23 protein-coding genes are annotated in these 23614 nt (G+C 61.5%); 7 read left to right on the forward strand and 16 right to left on the reverse strand.

What is annotated here, in order from left to right; all coding sequences use genetic code 11:
- Positions 1-8 precede the first annotated feature (8 nt).
- The 5 genes from BM70_RS33205 to BM70_RS0126175 are packed head-to-tail and all read right to left on the reverse strand — an operon-like array spanning position 9 to position 4221.
- The gene (locus BM70_RS33205; RefSeq protein WP_155952200.1) at positions 9-182 is read right to left on the reverse strand and encodes a hypothetical protein; all 174 of its coding nucleotides are present in this window, start codon (positions 180-182) and stop codon (positions 9-11) included.
- On the reverse strand, positions 179-1552 hold the full coding sequence (gene creD / locus BM70_RS0126160; RefSeq protein ID WP_025858768.1) for a cell envelope integrity protein CreD: 1374 nt from the start codon (positions 1550-1552) through the stop codon (positions 179-181). Before creD ends, BM70_RS33205 begins: the two co-directional genes overlap by 4 nt.
- Before the next feature lie 51 nt (positions 1553-1603).
- Positions 1604-3043: a two-component system sensor histidine kinase CreC gene (gene creC, locus BM70_RS0126165; RefSeq protein ID WP_025858769.1), complete on the reverse strand. Its 1440-nt coding sequence runs from the start codon at positions 3041-3043 to the stop codon at positions 1604-1606.
- Entirely contained in the window at positions 3043-3711 is a 669-nt protein-coding gene (gene creB / locus BM70_RS0126170; RefSeq protein ID WP_025858770.1) for a two-component system response regulator CreB, read from the reverse strand. Before creB ends, creC begins: the two co-directional genes overlap by 1 nt.
- 9 nt (positions 3712-3720) lie before the next feature.
- The gene (locus tag BM70_RS0126175) at positions 3721-4221 is read right to left on the reverse strand and encodes an ATP-dependent zinc protease (protein WP_025858771.1); all 501 of its coding nucleotides are present in this window, start codon (positions 4219-4221) and stop codon (positions 3721-3723) included.
- 173 nt (positions 4222-4394) lie between these two features.
- On the opposite strand from BM70_RS0126175, the gene BM70_RS0126180 reads away from it, so the two are divergent.
- Positions 4395-5282, forward strand: a complete 888-nt coding sequence (locus BM70_RS0126180; RefSeq protein WP_025858772.1) for an acyltransferase — start codon at positions 4395-4397, stop codon at positions 5280-5282.
- Here BM70_RS0126180 and BM70_RS0126185 read toward each other — a convergent pair.
- A complete protein-coding gene (locus BM70_RS0126185) occupies positions 5279-5851 on the reverse strand; it encodes a DUF2780 domain-containing protein (RefSeq protein WP_025858773.1) in 573 nt (190 codons plus the stop codon). The genes BM70_RS0126180 and BM70_RS0126185 overlap by 4 nt on opposite strands.
- A 127-nt stretch (positions 5852-5978) precedes the next feature.
- On the opposite strand from BM70_RS0126185, the gene BM70_RS0126190 reads away from it, so the two are divergent.
- The 3 genes from BM70_RS0126190 to BM70_RS0126200 all read left to right on the forward strand — a co-directional run bounded on the left by BM70_RS0126190 (position 5979) and on the right by BM70_RS0126200 (position 7831).
- Positions 5979-6623: a sigma-70 family RNA polymerase sigma factor gene (locus BM70_RS0126190; RefSeq protein ID WP_025858774.1), complete on the forward strand. Its 645-nt coding sequence runs from the start codon at positions 5979-5981 to the stop codon at positions 6621-6623.
- A complete protein-coding gene (locus tag BM70_RS0126195; RefSeq protein ID WP_025858775.1) occupies positions 6620-7297 on the forward strand; it encodes an anti-sigma factor domain-containing protein in 678 nt (225 codons plus the stop codon). Before BM70_RS0126190 ends, BM70_RS0126195 begins: the two co-directional genes overlap by 4 nt.
- A gap of 75 nt (positions 7298-7372) precedes the next feature.
- Positions 7373-7831 (forward strand): anti-sigma factor domain-containing protein, encoded by a 459-nt coding sequence (locus BM70_RS0126200; RefSeq protein ID WP_025858776.1) that lies wholly within the window; start codon positions 7373-7375, stop codon positions 7829-7831.
- Between the two features lie 90 nt (positions 7832-7921).
- On the opposite strand, the gene fdhA is transcribed toward BM70_RS0126200, so the two are convergent.
- From fdhA to BM70_RS0126240, 8 genes are all read right to left on the reverse strand, one after another.
- On the reverse strand, positions 7922-9121 hold the full coding sequence (gene fdhA / locus BM70_RS0126205) for a formaldehyde dehydrogenase, glutathione-independent (protein WP_025858777.1): 1200 nt from the start codon (positions 9119-9121) through the stop codon (positions 7922-7924).
- 189 nt (positions 9122-9310) lie between these two features.
- Positions 9311-10168 carry a formyltetrahydrofolate deformylase gene (purU, locus tag BM70_RS0126210; protein WP_025858778.1) on the reverse strand — a complete coding sequence of 286 codons (858 nt, stop codon included), beginning with the start codon at positions 10166-10168 and terminating at the stop codon, positions 9311-9313.
- 10 nt (positions 10169-10178) lie between these two features.
- Positions 10179-10811, reverse strand: coding sequence for a sarcosine oxidase subunit gamma (locus tag BM70_RS0126215; protein ID WP_025858779.1), 633 nt, complete (start codon positions 10809-10811; stop codon positions 10179-10181).
- Positions 10812-10942: 131 nt separating this feature from the next.
- Complete coding sequence (locus BM70_RS0126220; RefSeq protein ID WP_025858780.1) at positions 10943-13960, reverse strand: sarcosine oxidase subunit alpha; 3018 nt, start codon at positions 13958-13960, stop codon at positions 10943-10945.
- Positions 13957-14259 carry a sarcosine oxidase subunit delta gene (locus tag BM70_RS0126225; RefSeq protein WP_010207083.1) on the reverse strand — a complete coding sequence of 101 codons (303 nt, stop codon included), beginning with the start codon at positions 14257-14259 and terminating at the stop codon, positions 13957-13959. The genes BM70_RS0126220 and BM70_RS0126225 overlap by 4 nt, the downstream gene beginning before the upstream one ends.
- 15 nt (positions 14260-14274) lie before the next feature.
- Positions 14275-15525, reverse strand: coding sequence for a sarcosine oxidase subunit beta (locus BM70_RS0126230; protein ID WP_010207084.1), 1251 nt, complete (start codon positions 15523-15525; stop codon positions 14275-14277).
- Positions 15526-15547: 22 nt separating this feature from the next.
- Positions 15548-16801: a serine hydroxymethyltransferase gene (glyA, locus tag BM70_RS0126235; RefSeq protein WP_025858781.1), complete on the reverse strand. Its 1254-nt coding sequence runs from the start codon at positions 16799-16801 to the stop codon at positions 15548-15550.
- A gap of 250 nt (positions 16802-17051) precedes the next feature.
- The gene (locus tag BM70_RS0126240; RefSeq protein WP_025858782.1) at positions 17052-17780 is read right to left on the reverse strand and encodes a TraX family protein; all 729 of its coding nucleotides are present in this window, start codon (positions 17778-17780) and stop codon (positions 17052-17054) included.
- 90 nt (positions 17781-17870) lie between these two features.
- Here BM70_RS0126240 and BM70_RS0126245 point away from each other — a divergent pair, with 90 nt between their 5' ends.
- Together BM70_RS0126245 and BM70_RS0126250 are read left to right on the forward strand one after the other, a co-directional pair.
- Positions 17871-18911 carry a low specificity L-threonine aldolase gene (locus tag BM70_RS0126245; protein WP_025858783.1) on the forward strand — a complete coding sequence of 347 codons (1041 nt, stop codon included), beginning with the start codon at positions 17871-17873 and terminating at the stop codon, positions 18909-18911.
- Between the two features lie 176 nt (positions 18912-19087).
- Positions 19088-19288, forward strand: coding sequence for a hypothetical protein (locus tag BM70_RS0126250; RefSeq protein ID WP_025858784.1), 201 nt, complete (start codon positions 19088-19090; stop codon positions 19286-19288).
- Positions 19289-19339: 51 nt separating this feature from the next.
- On the opposite strand, the gene gbcB is transcribed toward BM70_RS0126250, so the two are convergent.
- Positions 19340-20440, reverse strand: coding sequence for a glycine-betaine demethylase subunit GbcB (gene gbcB / locus BM70_RS0126255; protein ID WP_025858785.1), 1101 nt, complete (start codon positions 20438-20440; stop codon positions 19340-19342).
- Between the two features lie 282 nt (positions 20441-20722).
- Here gbcB and gbcA point away from each other — a divergent pair, with 282 nt between their 5' ends.
- Positions 20723-22018 carry a glycine-betaine demethylase subunit GbcA gene (gene gbcA / locus BM70_RS0126260; RefSeq protein ID WP_025858786.1) on the forward strand — a complete coding sequence of 432 codons (1296 nt, stop codon included), beginning with the start codon at positions 20723-20725 and terminating at the stop codon, positions 22016-22018.
- Positions 22019-22843: 825 nt separating this feature from the next.
- Here the strand turns inward: gbcA and BM70_RS0126265 are convergent.
- Positions 22844-23614, reverse strand: coding sequence for an electron transfer flavoprotein subunit beta (locus BM70_RS0126265; protein WP_025858787.1), 771 nt, complete (start codon positions 23612-23614; stop codon positions 22844-22846).

A 23614-nucleotide genomic window follows, 5' to 3' on the forward strand; every position in this document is an offset into this window, starting at 1 on the left:
GCGGTCTATCAGGTGATCCGCGGCGCCTGGTTTTGGGGCTGCTGCGCAGCCCAACGCGGGGCAAGCCCGCTCACCACAACAAGCTCACTAACCACAACAAGCCCGCTCACCACAGGAAATAGTGCGTTGATCTTATCCACCAACTGCGCCTTCATTTGCTGATCTTCCCGCAACCCGATCATTGCACCGCCTCCAGGTCAAACATCAACGGCTCGGCCGCCTTGCGCTTGCCCACGCCATACCAGTCCAGTTTGCGCGTCAGCACCATTACCGTGCCCAGCAGGCCGAACAGCAGCAGCGAGCCCATCAGCAACGCGTAGTCCTCGGCACTCAGCAGCCCATACAACAAGCCATACAGCGCCGCCAACGCCGCCGAAAAGCCCAGGCCGTGGGCCACACTGCGCAGCACATGGCACACATAGAAACCAATCAACAATACGCAGGCACTGGCAGAAATGAGGTAGGCCATGGCGAAGCCGATGTGCTCGGACAACGACAACAGCAGCAGGTAGAAGAACGCCAGCGCAACGCCGACCAAGGCGTACTGCACCGGGTGCACCGCCAGGCTCTTGAGCACTTCGAACAGGAAAAAGCCGGCAAAGGTCAGGGCGATGAACAGCAGCGCATATTTGATCGCGCGGTCGCTCTTGAGGTACTGGTCCACCGGGTCGATGAAGTTCACGCCGAAGCTGCGGTTGTTGAAGTCATTGCAGCCCTGCCCGTCCAGGCAGGTTTGCAGGGCCTGTTCGAGGTTGGTGGAGAAGAATGAGGTCTGCCAGTTGGCGGTAAAGCCTTTGTCGGTAATCTCACGCTGTGCCGGTAGAAAGTTGCCGATAAAGCTTGGGTGCGGCCAGTTGGAAGCAAGCGAAACCTGGCTGGTCTTGCCCACCGGCACCACTTGCAACTGCTCGGTGCCTTGCAGGCGCAGGTCAAAGGCAATGTCCACGACGTAGGGCTTTTTGCTGTCCTGTTCCGGCAGCGCGACGTGCACGCCCTCACCCAGCCAGTCCACCTGGGAGCCTGGCTCGAACTCCAGGCGCTGGCTGCCCAACTCCAGTTTCAGCGCATTTTCGATGCCGCGAATATCGCTGATGCCCACCGCCAGAAACGCCGGCTCAAAGCGGTAATCGGCAAAGTCCTCGGTGATGCCCAACTGCGCAGGCAACTCGAAACGCCCACGAATGCGGTTGTCGGCATGGAACAGCCGTGCCTGGTAGATGCCCCGTGCGCGCAGTTCGGTCTGCACCTGGCCATCGAGTTCAAATCGATCCGGCAGGAAATACAGACGACCGCGCTCTTCACGGGTGACTTCGTAGCGTTTGTTGAGCTTTTCATTGAGCTTCCACTCGCGGACGGTCTTGCGATACGGCACCACCATCACCGGGCCGGTGAGGCGCTGGGCATAGCTGGAGCTACGGGCAATGTCCATCAGGACGCCGTCGCGCAGTTGCTGGCGGTCGCTGATGATGCCGTTGATCATCAGCAACGGAATCAGCAACAGCAGGATCAGCAGCGCAATCGCGCCAAGTTTGAAAAGCAGGCTGCGGTTCATGGGTCTCTCCCTGTTTTGATGGGAAGAGTGTGGGCAGCCTGTGTGGGGGATTTATGTGGGCAATGTGGAGACTGTGTGGAGATGCAGCACCGCCTGCACGCCGCCTTCGACATTGCCGATCTGCAACGCGCCGCCGTGCAGCTTCATCACTTCCTCGACGAAATTGAGGCCCAGGCCGGTGCTTTTGCGCCCGCTGACCGGGCGTGGCAACGAATAGAAACGCTCGCTCAGGCGTGGCAAGGCGTAGTCGGGAATCGGCACGGCCTGGTTGAACAGGCTCACCTGCACGTCGTTGTGTCGCGTCTGTGCACTGAACCTCAACAGACCGCCAGGCGGTGTGAAGTCCAGCGCGTTATCCAGCAGGTTGCCCAGCGCCTGACGCAGCAGGAAGGGTTCGCCATACACCCTCACATCCGCCGAAATTGTCTGTTCGACGAGCAACCCGGCGCCTTCGATGCGGGCACATTGGGCCTTGAGCACCTCATCGACCATGGCCGCCAGCGCAATGCTTGCCTGCTCTTCCAGGCCCTGGCGTTGCTCGACCTGCGCCAGGTTCAGCAGGCGCTCGATCAACTGCTGCAAGCGCGCACTTTCGCTGTCGATATTGCCGACGAAGCGCTGCTGTTGCTCACGGGTCATATCGCCCTGCAACAGCTCGGCCGCACCGCGTATCGCCGCCAGCGGGCTCTTCAATTCGTGGGTCAGGGTGTGCACGTAGTGTTCGACGTAGGCCTTGCCTTCCAGCTGCGTGCGCATGTGCTCCACCGCCGTGGACAACTGCTTGAGTTCGCCGCCACGGTAATGGGGCAACTCGGCGCGTCGGCCTTCGCTCACCGCTTCGGCGTAGGCCGTCAGCCGCCTAAGGGCAACGCTCAGCCACCACGACAATACCGCGCCAAGCAACAGGCCAAGAATCACCAAGCCAGCGCCGTACCACAGCAAGCGCCGCTCAGTGCGGTCGACATACGGCTGCAACGAGCTGTTCGGCTTGGCCACGGTGACCACGCCGATGATCTGGCCGTTGTCACGGATCGGCGCGCCCACGTGCATCACCGACGAGGCGGGGTCATCCCGTTCGCTGCGGGTGGAACGTGCGCCGTATTCACCGCGCAGGGTCAGGTACACATCGTTCCACTTGGAATAGTCCTGCCCCACCGCTTCGCCCGTGGAGTCGAGCAACACGATGCCCTTGGCGTCGGTCACGTAGATGCGGTGGTTGACCTGGTTTTTCGGCAGCCCCCAGATGGTCGCGCCCGGCTGGCGATTGCCGTAGGCCTTGAGCAGCTGCGGCCAGTGACTTTGGCCGAGGGTGCCGTTCTTCACGTCATCGCGCAGGATCTCGGCCAGCAGGTTGGCGGTGTCCACCAGGGTTTCTTCGGTGGACTGGCGCACGCCGGGGCGGATTTCCTTCATCACAGTGCTGAGCACAAAGTAGCCGGTCAGGCCGATGAACAGCGCGTACACCAGGAAGATCCGCAGCCCCAGGCGCATCAGCTATTGCTCGGGCTGTAGCTGTAGCCAAGGCCGCGATGGGTCTGGATCGGCTCGGCATCGGCGGCCACGCTGCGTAATTTGCTGCGCAGGCTTTTGATGTGGCTGTCGATATTGCGCTCATAGCCGGCATCCGCCGCCACGCCCACTGCGTCCAGCAGTTGCTCGCGGCTGAATACCCGCTCGGGTTGTTCCAGCAGGCTTTGCAGCAGGCGGAACTCATGGCGCGTCAGGCTCAAAGGGTGGCCGCGATAGCTGATCTGCATGCGTTCCAGGTCAATCTGGAACACCGCGGGTGCGGCTCCAGGGCCAATCCGCTTGAGAATCGCCCTGACCCGCGCCGTCACTTCCCGTGGGCTGAAGGGCTTGACCACATAATCGTCGGCGCCGATCTCCAGCCCCACCACGCGGTCGATCTCGCCATCCCGTGCACTGAGGAACATCACCGGCACTTCGCTGAACCGGCGCAGTTGCTTGCAGGTTTCAAACCCAGTGATGTCTGGCAGGCCGATGTCGAGGATGACCAAGTCGGCCGGCGTCTGGCGCTGATGGGCCAGCGCCTCCTGGCCGAGACTCAGCCAGGTGGTGGTAAAACCCTCGCCTTGCAGGGCGAATATCAGTGTGTCGGCTATTGCCGCTTCGTCTTCGACAATCAGGATATGCGGCATGATGGTCCGTCAGCAGTCCGGTTTGTCAGCAGTGTAACGACGCGCCGGGTTTACCGCTGCGCCGAATTCACGCAGGGCCTTGGCGCCAATCAGCAATGGGTAGTTGAAGCTGCTGCGGTCGGTGAGGTTGACCTCGACGGTGCGCTTGACGTTGCCCAGGCACATTTCCAGGTCGACCACCGGACGTTTGGCCACGGACGGCTCGTCCTTGTCGTCGTCTTCGTCGGCGCGGCTCTTGATCTTGCTGATACGCGACACCTTGTGTTCATAGACTTTATTGGACGCGTCTTTGCCGCCGAGGCGGAAGCGCACCCAATCGTCGCCATCACGGGTGAAGGTCTCGATGTCACGGGCCGACAGCGAGGCGGTCAGCGCGCCGGTGTCCATCTTGGCCTTGAAGGTTTCGCCGATCTCCGGCAGTTGGATGTATTCGTAGCGACCATAGAGGGTCGGCTCGGCGGCCATGACAGGCAAGGCAGCCAGGGCGAGAGAGGCAAGGAGCAGTTTCACGAAGTGATTTCCTCGGAAAGAAGTAGGCGGATTCTAGACCGCAAAGGCAGCACTTAGTTAGCTCCCCCCAGCATAACCGGCACATTGTGAAACATTCGTCCGGCGAATTCGGATTTGGCCTCTAGACTCACCTCTCTTATCATGGCCCGCCCACAGGATTCCAAGAGTTACTTATGCGCCGCCTGCTCACCGGCTGTTTCGTCACACTGCTGCTACTGCTCAACACCCTGGTGCTGTTCGGCCCGTTGATGGTGTTTGCCCTGCTCAAGCTGGTGGCCCCCGGTCGCTTTCGTGACTATATGTCGTGGGCGGTGATGTGGATCGCCGAGACCTGGGCCGAGATCGACAAGCTGATTTTCTCGCTGTGCATCCCCACCCAATGGAATATTCGCGGCGGCGACGATTTACGCGGTGACACCAGCTACCTGGTGATCAGCAACCACCAATCCTGGGTGGACATTCCGGCGCTGATCCAGGCACTCAACCGCCGCACGCCATTCTTCAAATTCTTCCTGAAAAAAGAACTGATCTGGGTGCCCTTCCTGGGCCTGGCGTGGTGGGCGCTGGATTACCCGTTCATGAAGCGCTACACCAAGGCGTTCCTGGCCAAGCACCCGGAACTGGCGGGGCAGGACTTGAAGATCACCAAAGAGGCCTGCGAGCTCTTCAAGCGCCAGCCGGTGACGGTGGTCAACTACCTGGAAGGCACGCGGTTCAGCGAGGCCAAGCGGGTGCAGCAGGGTTCACCGTTCAGCCGCTTGCTCAAGCCCAAGGCGGGCGGCGTGGCGTTTGTGCTGGCGGCGATGGGAGAACAACTGGACGCGGTGCTGGATGTGACCGTGGTCTATCCGCAAAAGAAGATTCCGGGGTTCTGGGACTTGATCAGTGGCGCGGTGCCAGAGGTGATCATTGATATCCGTACCCGCGAGCTGGATCCGGCGTTGTGGCAAGGGGATTACGAGAACGATCCGGCGTTTCGCCAGACCGTCCAGAACTGGGTCAACCAGCTCTGGACGGAGAAGGACGCGCGCATCGAGCAACTGCGCGCCGAGCGTATTTAGCTGCCGGTGCCCCATGCCTGGGCCAGCTTGCCCAGCACCGAGCTGCTGGCACCCTGGCCGCCCAGGTATTGCAGGATCACCGGGGCAAACTGACCGACCATGCCACTGTCCATGCCCAAGGCGCTGAACGCGGTGTTCAGGTCGTTGGTGCTCTTCACATTCCCCAGCAGGCCGTCCAGGCCGCTGGTCTTGCTGCCGCCGGTCTGGCCGAGCATCCCGCTCAAGGCCCCGAGGCTACCCAACGCATTGTTGCCCGACAGTTGATCGAGGCCCGGCACGCTGTTGCCCAATTGCGAATAATCGTTGCCGCTCAGTTTGTTCTTGGCCAGGCCCAGCATGGCGCCCGTACCGCCCACCGCTTGTTCGGGGGTGATGTTCAGTTGCGAGGTCAGGGCGCTCAGCAGCCCGGCCGTCTCGGACGACGGTGCGGCAGCGGCGGCCTTGTTGTTGCCACCTTGCATACCGGAAATGGCATTGGCCGCGTCGCCAAGGCTGAACCCTGCGGCGAGCACCGGGCCGGCCGCCAGGGTCATCAGGCAGGAAAGGGCGAAACCGCGTGAAATCTTCATCGAAACAACCTCTGGGTGTAGGGGTGAAAGCAGGCGTTTGACTGGGCAGTCCGGGGGATTGTTCCCAGTGCATCCAAACCCGCTGCTGCCACGTATATCCATCACCGCCCACCTGAGGATGAAGGCCGTGAATGGAACGCGCGCGCAACCTGGACTACCCTCTGCCTGCCACCGCTTGCGCGCGCAGTCCCATCGCCCTGTACCCAGAGCCTGGAGAAGCCCTATTCCCACGTCCGACGCTGATCCGCTGCAGCCCTTGCTGGCCCAATGTGCGCTGGGCAATCGCCAGGCGTTCGAAACCCTCTACCGCAGCGTCTCGCCACGCCTGCACGGTGTAGCCCTGCGTTTCATGGGCCGCCAGGACCTGGCCGAAGAAGTCTTGCAGGAAGCCTTCGTGCGCATCTGGTACAACGCCTCGCGCTACGAGGCGCACCTGTCTGCGCCGATGACCTGGATGGTCAACATCACCCGCAACCTGGCCATCGACCAACTGCGCAAACGCCGCGAACAGCCACTGACCGAGGGCCAACAGGACGCGATGCTCGACGACAGCCCCAGCGCCCACGAACAGCTCGACAGCGAGCGCGACGCCCGCGCCCTCAACCGCTGCCTCGACACCCTCGACGGCATGCAGCGCCAATCGATCACCGTGGCTTACTTCCAGGGCCTGTCATGCTCGGAGTTGGCCCAACAGCTGGCAGCGCCCCTGGGCTCGGTCAAATCCTGGATTCGTCGCGGCATGGAACGCCTGCGCAGGTGCCTTGAATCATGAATTACCAGACCACCGCCCTGCGCCGCGCCCTGGCCGCCGATTACGCCATCGGGCTGATGCCCGCCACTGCGCGTCGGCGTTTCGATGCCTTGCTGCTGGAGGACGCTGCGCTGCGCGTGGAGCTCGGCCATTGGCAGGACGCGCTCGCCAGCCTGACCGGTGCCTTGCCCGAGCGACCGGTACCGGCGCATGTGTGGGAAGGCATCAAGGCACGGATCGAGCCGCAGGTGCTGCATCTGCCGGCGAAGAAGCCGTTCTGGATGAACCTGCGCCTGCTGGCAGCGGCGTGCGCGGTAGTCGTGGCCGTGCTGGTGGGCGTGCTTTATCAGCGAGACATGGGTGCCGAGTACAATGCGACACTGGTCGCGGCCAACCAGCAACCGGCGCTGCAGATCAAAGCGTTTGGCAACCACCTGCAAGTGGAGCCCGTGACACTGGCTGCGATAGAACCGACGCGCAGCCTGGAGTTGTGGGCGATTGCGCCGGGCGGCAAGCCGATCTCTCTGGGCCTGCTGCCGGCCGCGGGCAATGGCCGAATAGAGCTGAGCAAGGCGCAACAAGCCTTGCTCTCCGCGCCATTGACGCTGGCCGTGAGCCTGGAGCCGCGCGGCGGTTCACCCACCGGCCAACCCACCGGCCCCGTGCTGTATCAGGGCCAATTGGCATCACTTTGAGCTGAACGGCGGCCAGGAACCCATCGTGTGAACGAGGGTCCATGACAAGACTGAAAGCCTTGCCAGGAATAACCCATGAGCGCGACCCGCCCCCAAGTGATTGAGCAAAAACCCCCATTCTGGAGCCGCCCGCGTGTGTTCCTCGGCGTCTGCGTAGCCATCGTCGCGGGCCTCGGGGGCGCGCTTTACACCCAGGACAACGTCAAGTCCGCCGCCACCCTGCTGACCACCGCCCAACAGCCTGCGGCGCAGATCATGGCGCACAAGGATTATCTGGAAGTCGAACCGATCGCCACGGCGGCACCCGAACCGGATCGCAGCCTCGAACTGTGGGCCATGCCCGAAGGCAGCGCACCGGTTTCGCTTGGGCTGTTGCCGGAAGATGGCAAAGGCATTATCGGACTCAACCCGCGCCAGCAGAAAAGCATTCGCAAGCCGGTGGAGTTGATGGTGAGTTCAGAGACCAAAGGTGGGTCGTTGAGCAAGCAACCCACTGGGCCGACCGTCTACCAGGGCGCCCTCGCGAACCGCTGACACCACAAAACCCAAGTGGGAGGTTCTATGGTTGAGGGTTGCCCCTCAATCATAGAACCTCCCACAGTTGGATCGCTGCGTATCTGCGATTTACGCCGCGCTGAAGAGTTTGTGCGGATCGATCACGAATTTCTTCGGCACACCGGCATCGAACTCGCCATACCCACGTGGCGCATCATCCAGGCTGATCACCTGCACCCCCACGATTTCGGCAATGTTGATACGGTCCCACATGATCGCCTGCATCAGTTGGCGGTTGTACTTCATCACCGGCGTTTGCCCAGTGTGGAAGCTGTGGGATTTAGCCCAACCCAGGCCGAAGCGGATGCTCAAGCTGCCCATTTTTGCCGCGGCGTCCACGGCACCTGGATCTTCGGTGACGTACAGGCCAGGGATACCGATCTTGCCGGCCACACGCACCACGCCCATCAGCGAGTTGAGCACAGTGGCCGGGGCTTCTGCCTTGACGCCTTCATGGCCGTGGCCACGGGCTTCGAAGCCCACCGCATCGACGGCGCAGTCCACTTCCGGTTCGCCCAGCAGTGCGGCGATCTGTTCGTGCAGCGGGGTGTCCTGGGACAGGTCGGCGATTTCAAAACCCTGGGCCTTGGCGTGGGCCAGGCGGATCGGATTGACGTCGCCAATGATTACCACCGCAGCGCCCAACAGGCGAGCTGATGCCGCAGCGGCCAAGCCCACAGGGCCGGCACCGGCGATGTACACGGTGCTGCCCGGGCCAACGCCGGCAGTGACGGCGCCGTGGTAGCCGGTGGGGAGAATGTCGGAGAGGCAGGTCAGGTCGCGGATCTTCTCCATGGCCTTGTCGCGGTCCGGCAGCTTGAGCAGGTTGAAGTCGGCATACGGCACCAGCACGTATTCAGCCTGGCCGCCGGTCCAGTCGCCCATGTCGACATAGCCGTAGGCACCGCCGGCACGGGCCGGGTTGACGGTGAGGCACACACCGGTGTGTTGCTCCTTGCAGGAGCGGCAGCGGCCGCACGCCACGTTGAAGGGCACGGAAACCAGATCACCGATCTTCAGGTTTTCGACGTCGCTGCCCTTCTCGATCACTTCACCGGTGATTTCATGACCGAGCACCAGGCCGGTCTGGGCAGTGGTGCGGCCGCGCACCATGTGCTGGTCGGAGCCGCAGATGTTGGTGGAGACCACGCGCAGGATGACGCCGTGCTCAATCTTCCTGCCACGGGGGTCCTGCATTTTGGGATAGTCGATTTTCTGTACTTCGACCTTGCCGTTGCCGAGATACACGACACCACGATTACCAGACATGCTTTCACCTCGCTGTTGTTTTTATGGAACCGCGTTGCCCGTTTGGGTGGGCAGCGCGTTAAGTGCTCGGGTTACAGATGCTGTTTTTGCGTTGTTTGCAAGGGCCTCATCGCGGGCAAGCCCGGCTCCCACATTTTGATCTGTGAACACATTCAAAAATGTGGGAGCTGGCTTGCCTGCGATAGCGATCTAAAGAACGACCGTGCGATTGGCGTTCAAAAACACCCGCCGCTCAATGTGATACCCAACGGCCCGGGCCAACGTCAGCCCTTCGATATCGCGCCCCTTGGCAATCAAATCCTCGGGGTAGTGACTGTGATCCACCACCTCCACACCCTGGGCAATGATCGGGCCTTCATCCAGATCGTTGTTGATGTAATGCGCCGTGGCGCCCACCAGCTTCACGCCCTTGTTGTACGCCTGGTGATACGGCTTGGCGCCCTTGAACCCCGGCAGCAACGAGTGGTGAATATTGATGGCCTTGCCATCCAGCTTGCGGCACAGCTCCGGCGACAGCACTTGCATGTAGCGCGCAAGGATCACCAGTTCAGCGCCGGTGTCTTCCACCACTTGCCACACCTGACGCTCCTGGGACGGTTTGTCGTTGGGGTCGAGGGGGAAATGGTAGTAGGGAATCTGGTGCCAGTCGGCCAATGGCTTCAGATCGGGGTGGTTGGACACCACCGCGACCACATCCATGGACAGTTGGCCGATGCGCTGGCGGTACAGCAGGTCGTTCAGGCAGTGATCGGCCTTGGAGACCATGATCACCACTTTTGGCCGGTAGTTCGGCGCCGTCAGCTCGAAGATCATGCCGAAAGCTTCACCACGCGTGGCCAGGCCATCGCGAAAGGCCTGCTCGTCGAAGCCGTCGGGCTGACGGAATTCCACGCGGATAAAAAACCGGCCCGATAGGCGGTCATCGAACGAGTGGTGCTCGGTGACGTAGCAGTCCTGCTCGAACAGATAGCGGGTGACCGCGTCCACCGTGCCGAGCACGCTGGGGCAGTCGGCGGTCAAAATCCATGTATCAGGGGCGCGGCTCATAGGGCATTCCTCAGGCTTGGACGCTCAGGCCGAATTCGGCCGAGGCATCCTGCAGCCACAACCACCAGTAATCCGAGAAGCTGCGACGGATCACCAGCTCCCAGGTGTCTTCGGCCGTGTGGCGGATCACCAGTTGCGACTTGGCGAACACCGTGCCCACCGCCTTGCCCACCGGGAAGTTGTTGGGGTGTACGTCGTAGCTGGTGGACTTCATCAGCACATCGCGCACATTAGGACCGCTGAGTTCGAGGATCTGCTGGCCGCCGCTGACGTTGACGATTTGGATGTGCAACTCACCCAACGCGGCACGCAGGTTTTGCTCGGCGGCGAATTCTTCACCGCTTGGCACGACGAGTAGCCACTCATCCGGGCCGAGCCACTGCAGGCTGGTTTCACCCTTGACGATCACTTGCAAGGCGCCGGGCAATTCGATGCCGATGGCTTTGTGCACGCCGGCAGCGAACGCCGCGTCATGGCCATCGCCACGAATCGTCAGGTGGCCCAGGAGTTTCTTTTCACGCACGGTCACGCCGGCGTTCTTGCGGCCCTTGCCGACCAGGCTGGCGAGGTCGGCATGGTGCAGCGACGACTCGGCCTTGGCGCCGGAGGCGGGGCGTTGTTGGTAAACATTGGCTGCTGTCATAAAGCACCTGTTCTGAATGCTGTGGTGTCTGTTCTGGCCTCATCGGGGGCAAGCCCCCTCCCACATTTTTGAATTGTGAATACATTCAAATGTGGGAGCTGGCTTGCCTGCGATGCAGGCGACTCGGTCTGTCAGATGTTCTGGCGTTCGCCTTTGGGGTCGAAGAACACCGAGGACACAATCTCCGCCTCGATCACGCTGCCATCCGCTTGCGGTGAGAACACCCGCTCGCCGATACGCTTCAAGCCACCCTTCACCACCGCCATCGCAAACGAATAACCCAGCGAGTTGTGCGCATAGCTTGAGGTCACGTGGCCGACCATCTTCATCGGAATCGACTGCTTCGGATCGAACACCAACTGCGCGCCTTCCGGCAGCCATGCTTTCGGATCGACCGGTTTCAGGCCCACCAGTTGCTTACGCTCTTCACGTACGCAGTCTTCACGGTTCATGCCGCGCCAGCCGATCCACGAGAACGGCTTGGTCCGGCCCACGCACCAGCCCATGTTCAGGTCATCCGGGGTCATCGAGCCGTCAGTGTCCTGGCCGACAATGATGAAGCCCTTCTCGGCCCGCAGCACGTGCATGGTCTCGGTGCCATACGGCGTCAGGTTGTACTTCTTGCCGGCGTCGACGATCTGTTCCAGCACGCCCATGGCGTAGTCGGCCTGCACGTTGACCTCGTACGACAGTTCACCGGTAAACGAAATGCGGAACACCCGCGCCGGCACGCCACCGACCAGGCCTTCTTTCCAGGTCATGAACGGGAACCCGTCCTTGTCCAGGTCGATGTCGGTCACTTCGCTCAGCAGCTTGCGGCTGTTGGGGCCGGACAGGGTCATGGTCGCCCAGTGGTCGGTGACCGAGGTGAAGTACACCTTGAGGTCTGGCCACTCGGTCTGTTGGTAGATTTCCAGCCACTGCAGCACACGGGCGGCGCCGCCGGTGGTGGTGGTCATCAGGAAGTGGTTGTCGGCGAGACAGGCTGTGACGCCGTCGTCGAAGACCATGCCGTCTTCCTTGCACATCAGGCCGTAGCGCGCCTTGCCCACGTCGAGCTTGGTCCAGGCGTTGGTGTAGATGCGGTTGAGGAACTCGCGCGCGTCGGGGCCCTGGATGTCGATCTTGCCGAGGGTGGACGCATCCAGCAGGCCGACGCTGTCGCGCACGGCCAGACATTCGCGTTTCACCGCGGCGTGCAGGTCTTCACCGTTGCGCGGGAAATACCAGGGGCGCTTCCACTGGCCGACGTCTTCAAACTCGGCGCCGTTCTTCACGTGCCAGGCCTGCAGCGCGGTGTAGCGCACCGGCTCGAAGATATGCCCACAGTGACGACCCGCCACCGCGCCGAAGGTGACCGGCGTGTAGTTGGGACGGAACATGGTGGTGCCCATCTGCGGGATGGTCACGTTCAGCGAGCGGGCGGCAATGGCCAGGCCGTTGACGTTGCCCAGCTTGCCCTGGTCGGTGCCGAAGCCCAGCGCGGTGTAGCGTTTGACGTGCTCGACCGACTCGAAACCTTCGCGGGTCGCCAGTTCGATGGCGGCGGCGGTCACGTCGTTTTGCAGGTCGACAAATTGCTTGGGCGCACGCGCCGTCGGTTTGTCATGCGGCACTTGGTACACCGCCAGCGTCGGCTCTTCCAGACGGCTGAGGGCTTTAGGCAGCGTCCCTTCCACTGGGGCGAAACCGGCTTCGCTGGCCGCGCGCACGCCGCCTTCGAAACCGTCCGCCAGGGAATCGCCGAGGCCGTAGACGCCGTTGATGCCGCCGACGCACACGCGTTTCTGCGGGGCTTCACCGGGCACAAAACCGAGGATATCTTCACGCCAGGTCGGCTTGCCGCCCAGGTGCGAAGCCAGGTGAACCACCGGGCTGTAGCCGCCGGAACTGGCCACCAGGTCGCACTCCAGCCACTCGCCAGGGCTGGTGACTTTATGCGCTTTCACGTCGATCGCAGCCAAGCGGGCGGCGGTGACATGCTTGCTGCCACGGGCCTCGATCACGGCGCTGCCGGTGAGGATACGAATGCCTTTGGCGCGGGCTTCTTCAACCAGGGCGCCGCGTGGGTTGTGACGCACATCCGCCACCGCCACCACTTGCAGGCCAGCGTCGAGCCAGTCCAGCGCAACACGGTAGGCGTGATCGTTGTTGGTCGACAGCACCAGTTTCTTGCCCGGCGCCACGCCATAGCGGCGCACATAGGTGGAAACCGCGCCGGCAAGCATGTTGCCCGGCACATCGTTGTTGCCGTACACCAGCGGACGCTCGCACGCACCGGTTGCCAGCACCACACGCTTGGCGCGCACACGGTGGATACGCTGGCGCACCACGCCAATCGGCGCACGGTCACCGAGGTGATCGGTGAGGCGTTCATGAATGGTCAGGAAGTTATGGTCGTGGTAGCCGTTGACCGTGGCGCGAGGCAGCAGCACCACGTCCGGCAGGGCCTTGAGTTCTGCAATGACGCTGGCGACCCATTCAGCAGCCGGCTTGCCATCAAGGCTTTCACGCGAATCCAGCAACGAACCGCCGAACTCTTCCTGCTCATCGGCGAGGATCACGCGGGCACCGCTGCGCGCAGCCGCCAGTGCAGCGGCCAGGCCTGCAGGACCAGCGCCCACGACCAGCACGTCGCAGTGACGGTTGAAGTTGTCGTAGGTATCCGGATCGTTCTCGGTCGGCGAGCGGCCAAGGCCAGCGGCCTTGCGGATGTACTTCTCGTAGGTCATCCAGAACGATTGCGGGTACATGAAGGTTTTGTAGTAGAAACCCGGTGGCATCAGCTTGCCGCCGACCTTGCCGAGAATGCCCATCACGTCATTGTTGACATTCGGCCAGCCGTTGGTGCTGGTGGCGACCAGGCCTTGGTACAGCGCCTGTTGCGTGGCGCGCACGTTGGGAATCTGGGTGGCTTCGGTGGCACCGATCTGCAGCACCGCGTTCGGCTCTTCGGCGCCGGCGGCGAAGATGCCGCGAGGACGCGAGTACTTGAAGCTGCGGCCGATGATGTCGACGCCGTTGGCCAGCAGGGCTGCGGCCAGGGTGTCGCCTTCAAAGCCTTTGTAGGTCTGGCCGTTGAAGCTGAAGGTCAGGACTTTATTACGGTCGATGCGGCCACCGTTGGACAGGCGATTGGTCTGGCTCATACCTTCTCTCCAGAGGCCTTGGCGGTGAATTGTGGCTTCTCACCGATCTTGTAGGTTTCAAGAATTTCGTAGGTCAGGGTGTCGCGGGTCGCATTGAAGTACTGGCGGCAACCGGCGGCGTGGATCCACAGTTCGTGGTGCAGCCCACGGGGGTTGTCGCGGAAGAACATGTAGTCGCCCCACTCTTCATCGGTGCAGGCGTTCGGGTCCAGCGGGCGCGGGATGTGCGCTTGGCCGGACGCGTGGAATTCCTCTTCGGAGCGCAGTTCGCCACAGTGAGGACAGAAGATATGCAACATAGGGAATTTCTCCTGTTAGTGGGCGACGGCCGCAGCGCCGTGTTCGTCGATCAACGCACCGTTGTGGAAACGGTCGATGGAAAAAGGTGCGGCCAACGGGTGCATTTCACCCTTGGCGAGGCTGGCGGCAAACACGTTGCCTGAGCCCGGCGTGGCCTTGAAGCCACCGGTGCCCCAACCGCAATTGAAGAACATGTTCGGCACGGGGGTCTTGGAGATGATCGGGCAAGCGTCCGGCGTGGTGTCGACGATGCCGCCCCACTGGCGGTTCATGCGCACGCGCGACAGCACCGGGAACATCTCGACGATGGCCTGGATGGTGTGTTCGATCACCGGGTACGAGCCACGCTGGCCGTAGCCGTTGTAGCCGTCGATACCGGCGCCGATCACCAGGTCGCCCTTGTCGGACTGGCTGATGTAGCCGTGCACGGCGTTGGACATGATCACGCTGTCGATAATCGGTTTGATCGGCTCCGACACCAACGCTTGCAGCGGGTGGGATTCGATCGGCAGGCGGAACCCGGCGAGCGAAGCCATGTGTCCGGAGTTACCGGCGGTCACCACACCGACGCGCTTGGCGCCGATAAAGCCCTTGTTGGTTTCCACACCGATGCACACGCCGTTTTCCTTGCGAAAGCCGATCACTTCGGTCTGCTGGATCAAGTCCACGCCGAGGGCGTCGGCGGCACGGGCAAAGCCCCAGGCCACGGCATCATGACGGGCCACGCCGCCGCGCCGTTGCACGGTGGCGCCGAGCACCGGGTAGCGGGTGTTTTTCGAGCAATCGAGGTACGGGATCTCATCGGCCACTTGTTTCGCGTTGAGCAATTCACCGTCCACGCCGTTGAGGCGGTTGGCACTCACGCGGCGCTCGGAATCACGGATGTCCTGCAGGGTGTGGCACAGGTTGTACACACCGCGCTGGGAGAACATCACGTTGTAGTTCAGGTCCTGGGACAGGCCTTCCCACAGTTTCATCGCGTGTTCGTAAAGGTGCGCCGACTCGTCCCACAGGTAGTTGGAACGCACGATGGTGGTGTTGCGCGCAGTGTTACCGCCGCCCAGCCAGCCTTTCTCGACCACGGCCACGTTGGTGATGCCGTGTTCCTTGGCCAGGTAATAAGCGGTCGCCAGACCATGCCCGCCGCCGCCGACGATGACCACGTCGTAGACCTTTTTAGGGGTCGGCGTGCGCCACATCTTCTGCCAGTTTTCGTGGTGGCTGAGTGAGTGCTTGAAGAGGCCGAAGCCCGAGTAGCGTTGCATAGTCATTACTCCAAAACCGCGCTCAGCGATAAACCGGGAAATCAGCGCACAGGGCAGACACGTGCTTGGCCACGTTGGCCTCGACGTCGGCGTCGCCGAGGTTGTCGAGGATGTCGCAGATCCAGCCGGCCAGTTCGATGCACTGCGGCACTTTGAAACCACGCGTGGTCACCGCCGGGGTGCCGATGCGCAGGCCGGAGGTCACGAATGGCGACTGCGGGTCATTCGGCACGGCGTTCTTGTTGACGGTGATGTGGGCGCGGCCGAGGGCGGCGTCCGCCTCCTTGCCGGTGAGGCCCTGACGGATCAGGCTGACCAGGAACAGGTGGTTATCGGTGCCGCCGGACACGACATCGTAGCCGCGTTTGATAAACACGCTGGCCATGGCCTGGGCGTTGTCGATCACTTGCTGCTGGTAGACCTTGAAGCCAGGCTCCTGGGCTTCCTTGAAGCACACGGCCTTGCCGGCAATCACGTGCATCAGCGGGCCGCCCTGGGCGCCGGGGAACACAGCAGCGTTGAGTTTCTTCTCGATCTCTTCGTTGGCCTTGGCGAGGATCAGGCCGCCACGGGGACCGCGCAGGGTCTTGTGGGTGGTGGTGGTGACCACATCGGCGTACGGCAGCGGGTTCGGGTACAGGCCAGCGGCAACCAGGCCGGCGACGTGAGCCATGTCGACGAACAGCAGCGCACCGACCTTGTCAGCGATGGCGCGAAAGCGCGGAAAATCCAGAGTCTTGGAGTAGGCGGAAAAACCGGCCACGACCATTTTCGGCTTGTGTTCCACCGCCAGGCGCTCGACTTCGTCGTAGTCGATCAGGCCGGTGTCGGTGTTGATACCGTACTGCACGGCGTTGTACAGCTTGCCCGAGGACGACACCTTGGCACCGTGGGTCAGGTGGCCGCCGTGGGCCAGGCTCATGCCCAGGATGGTGTCGCCGGCTTGCAGCAGCGCCAGGTACACGGCGCTGTTGGCAGAGGAACCGGAGTGCGGCTGCACGTTGGCGTAATCGGCGCCGAAGAGTTGCTTGGCACGCTCAATGGCCAGGGCTTCGACCTTGTCCACGTGCTCGCAGCCACCGTAGTAGCGCTTGCCCGGGTAGCCTTCGGCGTATTTGTTGGTGAGGCCGCTGCCCTGGGCTTCCATCACGCGTTTGCTGGTGTAGTTCTCTGACGCGATCAGCTCGATATGATCTTCCTGACGCTGCTCTTCGGCATTCATGGCCGCCAGCAGTGCGTCGTCATATCCCTGGATCTGGTCTTTTTTGCTGAACATCGCGTCTCTCCCAGCCTTTCGTATTGTTGAGGCCCGTGCAGGGCCCTTTGATGCGATGGTAGGGCTGGCGCAGACAGGTCAAATGCCTACGGACGCCACGCAAAGGTGCGTTTACGACATGGCGCGAACAACACCGAAACAAATGTGGGAATGGGCTTAGGTGGGAGCTGCCTTGCCTGCGATGGCATCCCCTCTGTGCAACTGATACACCCAGGCGCCTGCATCGCAGGCAAGCCAGCTCCCACAGGGGTTAGGCGAGGATCTGGCGGACGATTGTCAGCAGCAGGAAATGCAGGGGATAGAGGGTATAGGCCCAGCGGCGCATGGCGGGTGGCGAGACGTGTTTGGCGTGTCGCAGTAAGACCAGACCGGCCAATGGCGCGATCAGGCATGCCGCCAATCCCGACAGCGCCACCAGCGATCCACTGTTGAGCAGCACCTGCCATTGGTTGGCGGCCACACAGACCAACCCCGGCAATACACTGAAATACAACGAACGCCGAAACACCAACAGCATCGCCAGCGGCAGTAATACGCCAAAAAAACCGAACATCAACTGCGTGGAAAATACAGCGGCAATCGTGACGGCAACCAGCGCCAATACTCGATCAAAAAGCGCCTTCTGCTGCCATCCTCGGGCAACCAGCAGGCCTAGCGCCAGGGTCGGCAACACGTTCAATGTATCGGCATCGTCGATGAACAGCCGATACGGCACTTCGCTGATCACGCTGAACAGCAGCAGCCAGCCCAGGTAACGCCATTGGCCGGTGACCGGCGCATGTCGAACCCGGTGCAAGTTCGCCGCTATCGCCAGGCAAAACCAGGGAAACGCCAAGCGCCCCGGCACATACAGCCCATCCAGGCTCAAACCGACATAACGCAGGTGATCGAGCACCATGCTCAACAGCGCCAGCCACTTGAGCAGATCCAGAGCACCATCACGGACGCGTCCGACAGGCATCGTTTCAGTACCGTGCATAATTCCCCAGTGACTTTGCATTTACAGTGCGTGCGCACCCGCGACAATCTTGGTTACAGTGCGCACCAATATCGACCACAGGAATGGGCCATGACCGACAAGAGCCAACAATTCGCCAGTGACAACTATTCCGGCATCTGCCCGGAAGCCTGGGCCGCCATGGAACAAGCCAACCAGGGCCATCAGCGCGCCTACGGCGATGATGAATGGACCCACCGCGCCGCCGACGGTTTCCGCAATCTGTTCGAAACCGACTGCGAAGTGTTCTTCGCCTTCAACGGCACTGCCGCCAACTCCCTGGCGCTGTCCTCGCTGTGCCAGAGCTACCATAGCGTGATTTGCTCGGAAACCGCCCACGTCGAAACCGACGAATGCGGCGCGCCGGAGTTTTTCTCCAACGGTTCCAAGCTGCTCACCGCCCGTACCGAAAACGGCAAGCTGACGCCGGAGTCGATCCGCGAGATCGCCCTCAAGCGCCAGGACATCCACTACCCGAAACCGCGCGTGGTCACCCTGACCCAGGCCACCGAAGTCGGCAGCGTGTACACCCCGGAAGAAATCCGCGCCATCAGCGTCACCTGCAAAGAGCTGGGCCTGAACCTGCACATGGACGGCGCACGCTTCTCCAACGCCTGCGCGTTCCTCGGTTGCTCGCCCGCCGACCTGACCTGGAAAGCCGGCGTGGACGTGCTGTGCTTTGGCGGCACCAAGAACGGCATGGCGGTGGGCGAAGCGATCCTGTTCTTCAACCACAAGCTGGCCGAAGACTTCGACTACCGCTGCAAACAGGCTGGCCAGCTGGCGTCGAAAATGCGCTTCCTGTCTGCCCCGTGGGTGGGCCTGCTGGAAAACGACGCCTGGCTCAAGCACGCACGCCACGCCAACCACTGCGCGCAATTGCTGAGCAGCCTGGTGGCGGATATTCCCGGCGTGGAGCTGATGTTCCCGGTGCAGGCGAACGGTGTGTTCCTGCAACTCTCGGAGCCGGCCATCGCGGCGCTGACCGACAAGGGCTGGCGTTTCTACACCTTCATCGGCAAAGGCGGCGCACGCTTCATGTGTGCGTGGGATACCGAGGAAGAGCGTGTAAGAGAATTGGCGGCGGATATTCGGAAAGTGATGGAGGCCTGAAGCCGCGGGCCTTTCAGCGACTTTGCAGAGACTGTTTGTACGTATTTCTGACAGTATCTATCTACCCCCTGCGTTGGATAGGATCTCGTCACCCCGAACAAACGGACGCGTTATTTCGGGGTTGACTGCCTGCCGAACAATCGGCTGGAAATGGAAATCCTGTAGAGGGCAACATCATGGAATATCAAAGCAACGGCAATACCCTTCAGAGCGACGGCACCGCCAGCACCACCGTCATTGATTGGGATGAGTTCAGGAAATACGCAAAAGTCGGTGACACCATCAAAGAGCCATCGAGGACGTTGAGGATCTACGACAAAGTCTATGAACTGACCGCATCAGGTCAACATTTCGTCGTCCATATCTACGCCCAGTAACCGTTAAGGCCCGCGCCGGAGGCTCATGACCTCCGACGCGGATCATGAGAGTCAGAACTCGATGCGCACATCGCCCTTCGGCACACTGCAGCACGACAGAATGTAGCCTTCGGCCTCGTCTTCCTCCGTAATCCCGCCGTTGTGGTCCATCTCGACCTCGCCCCCCAGCTTCATCACCTTGCACGTGCCACAGATACCCATGCCACAGGCTTTCGGGATCAACAGGCCGAGCTTGGCAGCCGCAGCATGCACGGTTTCGCCCGGGGCCACGCGAATGCTCTTGCCCGAGGCGATGAATTCCACCTGATGCAGGTCCGCCACGTCGATTTCCGGCGCGTCGGCAGCTTGTTCGGCCTGCTCCACTGCATCCGCACGCGCTTCCGGCGGCGTGGCGCCAAAGGACTCTTCGTGATACCGGGCCATGTCGAAACCGGCCACTTCGAGCAGACGTTTCACGGCATTCATGTACGGCGTAGGGCCGCAGCAGAACACTTCGCGCTCCAGGAAGTCGGGCACCATCAATTCGAGCATCTTGTGGTTCAGGTAACCGCGATACCCCGCCCATGGCTCACCCAACCCGTGTTTCTCGCAGATCAGGTGCAGGCTGAAGTTGTCGATCCGCGACGCCATGTGTTCCAGCTCGCGGTGGTAGATGATGTCCTTGGGCGAGCGGGCGCTGTGGATAAACGTCATGTCGACGTTGGCGTTGGTGTCATAGAACCAGCGCGCCATGGACATGACCGGGGTAATCCCCACGCCGCCACTGAGGTACAACACTTTAGGGCTTGGGAAGTCGATGGCATTGAACAGGCCCACCGGCCCGTGCACCGCCAGCTCCTGGCCTTCGTGCAAGGTGTCGTGCAGCCAATTGGAGACCTTGCCACCCGGTACGCGCTTGATCGTCACCGAGAAGCTGTAGGGCACCGACGGCGAGCTGGAAATGGTGTAGGAACGCATGATCGGCTGGCCGTCGATTTCCAGTTCCAGGGTGACGAACTGACCCGGCTTGAAAAAGAACAGGATCGGCTGGTCGGCCATGAAGCAGAAGGTGCGCACGTCCCAGGTTTCCTGGATGACTTTGACGCAACGGACGATGTGCCGACCATTGGCCCAGGTCTGGGTGGTTACCGGATTCAGGAAATTGCTGGACATGTTGTTCTCCACCGCCGACATCGGCCTTATGGTGGCGATTCTGCGTAACGCAAGAACCACCCATTTACCTATCTGCGACATTCACATACTTATCGCGACCAGCCCCCAACGACCTAGGGTTGCGCGTCGGGATCTGATTGGGCCATGTCGCCCATGGATAAGGTTCGGTGCATCGCCGGCCCCACACTCGCTCCCAACAACGACGCTTTCTTTACGCCTTGCACAGCACCAACCGTAGCCACTATTCGCCGGCCACACAGAATGGCCATGAGGACACATACGATGGACGTCACCGCAACCTTAAGCTTGGGCGATCCGCTGGAACCCGCACGCAAGGCCACCGCGCAAATGCTGCAAGAGCGCGAGCGCACTTTCTCGCTGCCACAGCCGTTCTACTCTGATGAACGGCTGTTCGATATCGACATGCAGGAGATCTTCCAGAAAGAGTGGTTGATCGCCGGCATGACCTGCGAAATCCCGACCAAGGGCAACTACCTGACCCTGCAAGTGGGCAAGAACCCGATCATCGTGATCCGTGGCGCCGAAGGCGTGGTGCACGCCTTCCACAACGTGTGCCGTCACCGTGGCTCGCGCTTGTGCACCAGCGACAAGGGCAAGGTCGCCAAACTCGTGTGCCACTACCACCAGTGGACCTACGAACTGGACGGCCGCCTGCTGTTTGCCGGCACTGAGATGGGCGCCGACTTCGACATGAAGCAATATGGCCTCAAGCCGGTGAACGTGAAGACCGCCGGCGGCTACATCTTCATCAGCCTGGCCGAGAACCCGCCCGCCATCGATGACTTCCTGTCGACGCTCAACCACTACATGGAACCCTACGACATGGAAAACACCAAGGTGGCGGTGCAAACCACCTTGATGGAAAAGGCCAACTGGAAGCTGGTGCTGGAAAACAACCGCGAGTGCTACCACTGCAATGCGTCGCACCCAGAGTTGCTGAAAACCCTGCTGGAATGGGACGACGTCACCGACCCGCGCGCCGACCAGGCGTTCAAGGACCACGTCGCCGCCTCGGCCGCTGCCTGGGATGCCGAGAAAATCCCTTACGCCCACGCCAGCTTCGGCCTGCGTAACCGTATCGTGCGTATGCCGCTGCTCAAGGGCACCGTGTCGATGACGATGGACGGCAAGCAGGGCTGCGCCAAACTCATGGGCCGCATCAAGAACCCGGACCTGGGCTCGATGCGCATCCTGCACCTGCCCCACTCGTGGAACCACTGCATGGGCGACCACATCATCGTGTTTACCGTGTGGCCGATCAGCGCCCAGGAAACCATGGTCACCACCAAGTGGATCGTGCACAAGGACGCGGTGGAAGGCGTGGACTACGACGTCGAACGCATGCGCCAGGTCTGGGACGCCACCAACGACCAGGACCGTCGCCTGGCCGAAGAGAACCAGCGCGGCATCAACTCCACCGCCTACCAGCCCGGCCCGTACTCCAAGACCTATGAGTTCGGTGTGGTGAACTTCGTGGATTGGTACAGCGAGCGCATGTTGAGCAACCTGGGGGCCGCCCCGGCACCCTACCTCAAGGGCGTTGCGGTTCACGAATAACCCTACCCCTCTGGAGCCGGCTTGCCGGCGATAGCAGAGTGTCAGCCGGTACATCTACTGACTGATACACCGCTATCGCCGGCAAGCCGGCTCCTACGGGGATGTGTTGTTCAAGAATTGATCAATATTGTTCTAAGCCTGTCTTTACGTGCCCTCCAGCCTTTACCCAACAACTTATCCACAAAGCCACCCACAGCAATTGTGGGCAAGTGCGTTCTCCGCTCCGAATTAAATGAAGAAAATCCGTGACTTATTCAAGTTAGCGGGTTTCAGCCACTCTTGGTCATTTATTGACCAACCCAATGAAAGCCATGATATACGTGCCCTGTAGCGGTACGCGAACACCTTATCCACAGAAGCACCAACAGACTTTGGGGGCAACTTGAACAGTGCTGTGGAAAACCACCTAAAACCTACATAAATCGTGGTTTGCAGGGATTTTAGTCAGCAAAAAACCCAAATTGATCAGATTTCAACCAACCCTTTGAAAGCCTTTATTTATAAGGCCTGCAGCCGATAGCGAACACGTTATCCACAGAAGCGCCAACAGAGAATGGGGGCAAGTCTGCCGGGAAAAGTGCACAAGCACAGCGAAAAACCCAAGCAAAAACCGTGAGTTAGCTTGGTCGTTTTTCGTACAGAGGGCTGCAGGGCTTGATTTACAGGGGGTGTGGACAACCGCGAACAGGTTATCCACAGACGGGTCAACAGGGATTGTGGGTAAGCCCTCTGTAGGAGCCGGCTTGCCGGCGATGACGGCGTGTCAGTCGAGACATCCATCGGCTGAACAATTGCTATCGCTGGCAAGCCAGCTCCTACGGGGGGTTAGCGTACGACGCCTTCCTCTATAAGCAGTTTGAGGATAGCTTCGGCGCCCGCTTCCGGGCTGAGGCCCTTGAGCACTTGCCCACCGCCGCCACTGGCCTTGGCCGTGGCGGCTTTCATACGGTCGGCACCGCTCTTGGCTTTGATCACCTTGAGGCGCTTTGGGCGTGGCTTGGCCGGCTGGAGCACGGCGCCTGTGAATAACTCGTCCTGCTCGACCTCGACTTCATGGGCCGCCAGCTCACCGCGCTGCGCGGGGCCGTAGGCGCTCTGCCGGGGTTTGGGCGCGGCGTTATCCACTGTCGCCAGAAACGGCAGGCGCACCTTCAGACGCCGCCGCTGGCCACGTGGCAAGGCTTGCAGCACATGGGCCACGCCGCCGTCGATGGACTCCACCTGCGCCAGCCCGACAATCAACGGCCAGCCCAATTGCTCGGCGAGCAAAAACGGCAACATGCCCGAGCCTTCCCCGGTTTCCGCCTGGCTACCGGCAAGCACCACTTGGGCACCGGCATCACGCAGGTACTCGCTGAGCACCGGCAAGGCATCGCTGCCGGCCGGTTGTTCCAGCACATGCAATTGCGGCAAGCCCATGCCCAGGTAGCTGCGCAAAGTCGGTTCGGCGATGTTGCCGGCGTGCAGCACCTGCAACTTATCCCCAGCCATTTGCAGGCCCAGTTCGACGGCGCGTGCGTCCTGCTCGGCACGGCGCGGACGCCCGGAGGTAGGGTGGGCGCCGATGGAAACCAGGCTGATTACATTCGTTGTCAT

Origin of the sequence: Pseudomonas sp. CHM02, assembly GCF_000612585.1 — a bacterium.
Lineage (GTDB): Bacteria > Pseudomonadota > Gammaproteobacteria > Pseudomonadales > Pseudomonadaceae > Aquipseudomonas.